Annotated in this window: 3 protein-coding genes and 1 pseudogene; all 4 read right to left on the bottom strand. The window is 76.1% G+C overall.

The genetic code is table 11. From position 1 onward, the window contains the following. Positions 1-1606: pseudogene (locus tag SSBG_RS19530) on the bottom strand (ABC transporter permease); the annotation flags it as partial. Further along, complete coding sequence (locus SSBG_RS19525; RefSeq protein ID WP_199781464.1) at positions 1606-2319, bottom strand: ABC transporter ATP-binding protein; 714 nt, start codon at positions 2317-2319, stop codon at positions 1606-1608. The pseudogene SSBG_RS19530 and the gene SSBG_RS19525, both read right to left, overlap by 1 nt. 186 nt (positions 2320-2505) lie before the next feature. Continuing rightward, a complete protein-coding gene (locus tag SSBG_RS30285; protein WP_008747799.1) occupies positions 2506-3375 on the bottom strand; it encodes a tetratricopeptide repeat protein in 870 nt (289 codons plus the stop codon). Between the two features lie 61 nt (positions 3376-3436). Further along, on the bottom strand, positions 3437-5048 hold a 1612-nt coding region (locus SSBG_RS19520), incomplete at its 5' end, for an AfsR/SARP family transcriptional regulator (RefSeq protein ID WP_008747798.1).

The raw sequence follows: 5048 nt of genomic DNA, 5'->3' as shown, positions 1-5048 counted from the left end.
GTCGTCTGCGCGAAGAGCACCGTGCAGGCCATGCCGACGAGCAGCACGAGCGGCGTGATCGCCGAGGCCATGCGCGCGGTGTTGGCCCGCACGTCGGCGGCGGCGAGGTACCCGGCGACGCGCGTGGCGCGCAGCGGGGGACACCGAGGACGGTGATCGCGAGCCGCGCCAGGAGCGGGCCGAGGAGCGCGACGGCGACGGCGAGCACGACGACGGTGAGGAAGGTGACGGGGGTCGAGGCCGGCTCGGTGTGCAGGCGGCTCAGTACGAGGAGCAGTACGACGCCGGCCGCGAGCGCCACCGTGCCCGCGAGGAGCCGCCCCCACCCCGTACGGCGTTCGACGGCCGCTTCGGCGAGGGCTTCGGCGGGGCGGATGCGGGCCGTGCGGCGCGCGGAGATCCGTGCGGAGGCCCAGGCGCCGAGCAGCGAGGCGGCGAGCGCGGCGAGCGGCGGGAAGAGGGAACGGGTGAGTGCGAGCGTCTCGGGGATCGCGCCGAGAGCCACGAACCTGCCGTGCAGCCAGGCGGCGAGCGGCAGCCCCGCGAGCGAGCCCGCGACCCCGGCGAGCAGGCCGACGAGCAGGGCCTCGCGCCCGATGAGCTGCCGCACCTGCCGGGGGGTCGCCGCGATGGCGCGCAGGAGGGCGAGTTCGCGGTGGCGCTGCTGGAGCGAGAGCGCGAAGGTGCCGACGACGACGAGGATCGCGACGAGCAGCGCGGTGCCGCCGATCGCGCCGCCCATCGAGACGAGTTTCACGCGCGCGCCCGCCGCGTCGAGGAACTCGACGGGACCGCGGTCGCCGCCGGTGGCGACGTGCGCGCCCGTCCCGTTGAGCGCTTCCGCCACGCGCGAGCGGAGCGCGCCCGTGCCGACGCCCTTCTCGGGCAGCACGCCGAGCACGGCCACCTGCCCGGGCCGCCCGGACAGCCGCTCGGCCTCGGCGGCCGAGAAGAAGAGCGAGGGCTGCTGGGTGAGATCGCCGCCCGCGGCGGCGGCGACACCGCTGACGCGGTAGGCGCGCGGAGCCCCTGTCGCCTGGACGGTGAGCCGCGCGCCGGTCCTCACCCCGGCGCGGCGGGCGAGTTCGCGGTCGATGACGACCTCGTCGGAGGCGGTGGGCGCGGTGCCGTCGAGCAGCTGGAAGGGCGTCAGTACGGCGGAGGTCCAGGCGTGCCCGTACGAGCGGGTGCCGTCCGGGCCGCCGAGTATCCGCCCGGCACCCGGCCGTCTCCCGTCCGCCCGGCCCGCGCCCGTCACCGCGTACGCGGGGAAGGTCACCTCCGGCACAACCTTCCGCACCCCCCGCACCCCGGACAGCCGCTGCGCCAACTCGTCCGGAAGCCAGGCGCGTTCGGCAATCGGCTTGGCCTTGTGCTTGGTCTTCGTCTTCCCCTTCTTCTTCGTGACCGTGGTCTGGACGTACTGGTCGCCGCCGACGACGACGGGCGCGGCGGCGTACCGCTCGGTGCCGATCGTGCCGCGCAGGCCGGTCTCCAGGAGGGCCCCGCACGCGGTGACGAGCGCGGCGGCGCACAGCAGCGCGAGGAACGCGCCGAGGAAGCCGCCCTTGCGGGCCCGTACGGTCTGCAAGGCGTAGCGCAGCATCAGGCCCACGCCCCCAGCCGGGTCATGCGGTCCGCGACGCGGTCCGCCGTCGGGTCGTCCATGCGCCCGGCGAGCCTGCCGTCCGCGAGGAAGAGGACGGTGTCGGCGTAGGAGGCCGCGACGGGGTCGTGGGTGACCATGACGACGGCCTGCCCCGTGTCGTCGACGCAGGAGCGCAGGAGCGACAGGACCTCGCGCGCGGTGACGGTGTCGAGCGCGCCCGTCGGCTCGTCGCCGAAGACGACGTCGGGGCGCGTGACGAGGGCGCGGGCGACGGCGACGCGCTGCTGCTGGCCGCCGGAGAGTTCGGCGGGGCGGTGCGCGGCGCGCCCTTCGAGGCCGACGCGCGCGAGGATCTCGGCGAGCCACGCGGGATCGAGGCGCTCGCCCCCGAGCCGCAGGGGCAGTTCGACGTTCTGCCGCACCGACAGCGAGGGAACGAGGTTGAACGCCTGGAACACGAAGCCGACGCGCCTGCGGCGCAGTTTCGTCAGCTCCGTCTCGTTCATGCCGCCGAGTTCGGTGTCCCCGATCCAGGCCCGCCCCGATGTCGGCATGTCGAGCCCGGCGGCGCAGTGCAGGAAGGTCGACCTCCCCGAGCCGGAGGGCCCCATGACGGCGGTGTACGAGCCGCGCGGGATCTCGGCCCCGATCCCGTCGAGCGCCGTCACGGCCCGCCCGCCCCTGCCGTACACCTTGGTGACGGCTTCCAGGCGCAGCGCGCTCCCCCCGCCCCCGTACCTCCGCGCGTGCCCGCGCCCTCCCGCTCGGTCCTCATGCGTGACCCGTCCTCTCCCCGCGGCCCGATGCCCGGATGTCCCCACTGCCCGGTCGCCCCGCTCTCTGCGGCCGGTCGGGCCGAAGCTAGCGGGCGGGGTTATCGGTGGGTTATCGGGCGGCTATCGGGGGTCGGCGGGGGCGGCGCGGACGCCGCTCTCCCCGGCGGCTCGCGCCTCCGCCTCCGCTTCCTCCTCCAGCCGCGAGCGTGCGGCTTCCGTCCGTACGAGCCAGCCCCGGGCCCCGATCCTGCTGAACGCCTCTTGTGCGGCGTCGGGTTGAGCGGCCGCCTCGGCCGTCCGGCCCTGCCGGTGCCGGGCCTCGGCGAGTGCCAGGTGCACGCGGCCATCGACCAGCGGGTTGCGGATACGGGCGACTTCGGCGAGCGCCCCGGTCAACGTCCTTGCCGCGCGGTCCACTTCGCCCGAGCCGAGCAGGCTTTCACCGAGCCCGAGGGTCGCGTACACGAGCCCGACGCGGTCCGCCTTGGCCCGCACCAGCTCCACGACCCGCGTGAACACCTCCCCGGCCGCGGCGTGCGCGCCGCGCGCCAAGTGCGCCTGGCCCAGGCGGTGCAGGGCCTGGGCGAGGCCGCGCGCGTTGCCCGCGCCGAGCCTTACGGCCTCCTCGGCGAGGGCGAGCGCGTCCGTGTGCGCGCCGCGCTCCAGCGCGATCTGCGCGAGCCCGCCGAGCGCGAGCGTCTCGCCCTGGGGGTCCGCCGCCGCGCGCCCCAGCTCGTGCAGCATCGCGGCGGTCCCGCGCCGGTCGCCCCTCGCCTCGCAGGCGGCGAGCGCGGCCCGCGCGCAGACCCGGCAGTCGTCCGGGTAGTTGCGCGTGTCGAAGAGCACCGAGGCCGCGGCGGTGATCCGCCAGGCCACCTCGCCGAGGCCGAGCCCCGCGGCCTGCACGACGACGGCGACGAGCGCGAGCCGCTCCGCCTCCAGCCATTCCAGCGGCGCGGCGATCAGCGCCGCGCGCGTACCGGTGTCCACGCCGCCCGGTGGCCCCGCCCCCGCCGTGTTTTGGGACCGTCTCGCCGTCCGGTCCCGTTATTCATGCCGCCGTACTCCCTTCTCCTCGAGCGCCAGATTCGCTTTGTTTCTCCCGTTCTTGCGCCGCCCGTCGCTCCTCCCCGGTCTCCTCCGCGCGCGCCCGTTCGCGCGCGTGCAGGCGCAGCAGGCTCGGCAGGCGGTAGCGCAGCCGGCCGGTGCGGTCGGTGCCGACGACGTCGAGGAAACGCGCGTCCACCAGGTCCTCGACGAGCCGTTCGCCCTCGGCCGCACCGGCGCCGAGCAGCGCGGCGGCGACCCACGCCGTGAAGTCCGGTACGTCGAGCAGCCCGAGCCCCCGGTAGAGCCGCGCCGCCTCGCGCGACAGGCAGCGGTAGGAGACCTCGAAGCCGGCCCGCACGCGGGCGCCGCCGCGGCTCAGCTCGTCCAGGCGGCGGTGCTCGTCGGCGAGCAGGGTGACGAGGTGGCCCACGGTCCAGTGCGGTTTGGAGGCGAGCCGGGCGGCGGCGACGTGCAGGGCGAGCGGCAGCCGGTCGCACAGCTCGGCGAGGCGGGCGGCGTCCTCGGGGGCGCCCGCGACCCGGTCCTCGCCCGCGATCACGCCGAGCAGCCCGACGGCCTGGGCGGGGGGCAGCACTCCGAGGTGCACGCGTGCCCTGGGCGGCCACGCGACCAGTTCGGGCAGCGGCTCGCGGCTCGTGACGAGCACGACGCTCCGGCCGTCGCCGGGCAGCAGCGGCGCGAGCCGTTCCCGGCCGCGCGCGTTGTCCAGGACGAGCAGTACGCGACGGCCGGCGAGCACACTGCGGTACAGGGCCACCAGTTCCTCCTCGTCCGGCGGCAACCGCTCGGGCGGCACGCCGATCGCGCGCAGGAAGCGCCCGACGACGTCGGTGGCGCGTACCGGCTCCAACTCCTCGTCGTACCCCCGCGGATCGGCGAAGAGCAGCCCGTCGGTGAAGTGCGCGGCCGCCCGGTGGGCCCAGCGCACGGCGAGACCGGTCTTGCCGACACCGGCCGTACCGGTGACGAGGCCGAGCGCGGCACCGTCCTGGGCGAACAGCGCGTCGAGATGCTGGAGTTTTTCCTTTCGGCCGACGAATCCCGGGAGATCCGGGGGAAGTTCGACAGGAGTGACCTGGAGAGCGGAGCGGGCCGGAGCCGTCGGTTCGTCGCGCAGCAACTCCTCGTGCAGCGCCCGCAATTCGGGTCCCGGCTCGACGCCGAGTTCCCTGACCGAGTGCGCGCGCCCCGCGCGGTAGCTCGCGAGCGCTTCCGCGCGCCGCCCGGAGCGGTGGAGGGCGAGCATGAGGTGACGGCGGGGCCGCTCCCCCAGCGGCTCCTCCCGGACCAGCGCGGCGAGTTCGGGCACGAGCGCCTGGTGCTCGCCGAGCGCGAGCCGGACGGTGGTGTACTCGTCGTACGCGCCCCGCCTGCGCTCCTCCAGCCGGGCCGCCTCGTCCTCGGCCGCGCGGGCGAGGACGCCGTCGAAGGCGGGACCGGACCAGAGCGCGAACGCCTCGGCGTAGAGCGCGGCGGCCCGCTCGTAGCGGCGCAGCCCGGAAGCCGTCTCCGCCTCCCCGACGAGCGCGGCGAACGCGACCGCGCGACGCGGCGGAGATCGGGCAGGCGCAGGACGTACCCGGGGTGCGCGG

This window comes from Streptomyces sp. SPB074, assembly GCF_000154905.1.
Taxonomy (GTDB): Bacteria; Actinomycetota; Actinomycetes; order Streptomycetales; family Streptomycetaceae; genus Streptomyces.
The sequence above is the reverse complement of the archived record's forward strand: the minus strand, read 5'-3'. Positions and strand labels throughout refer to the sequence as shown.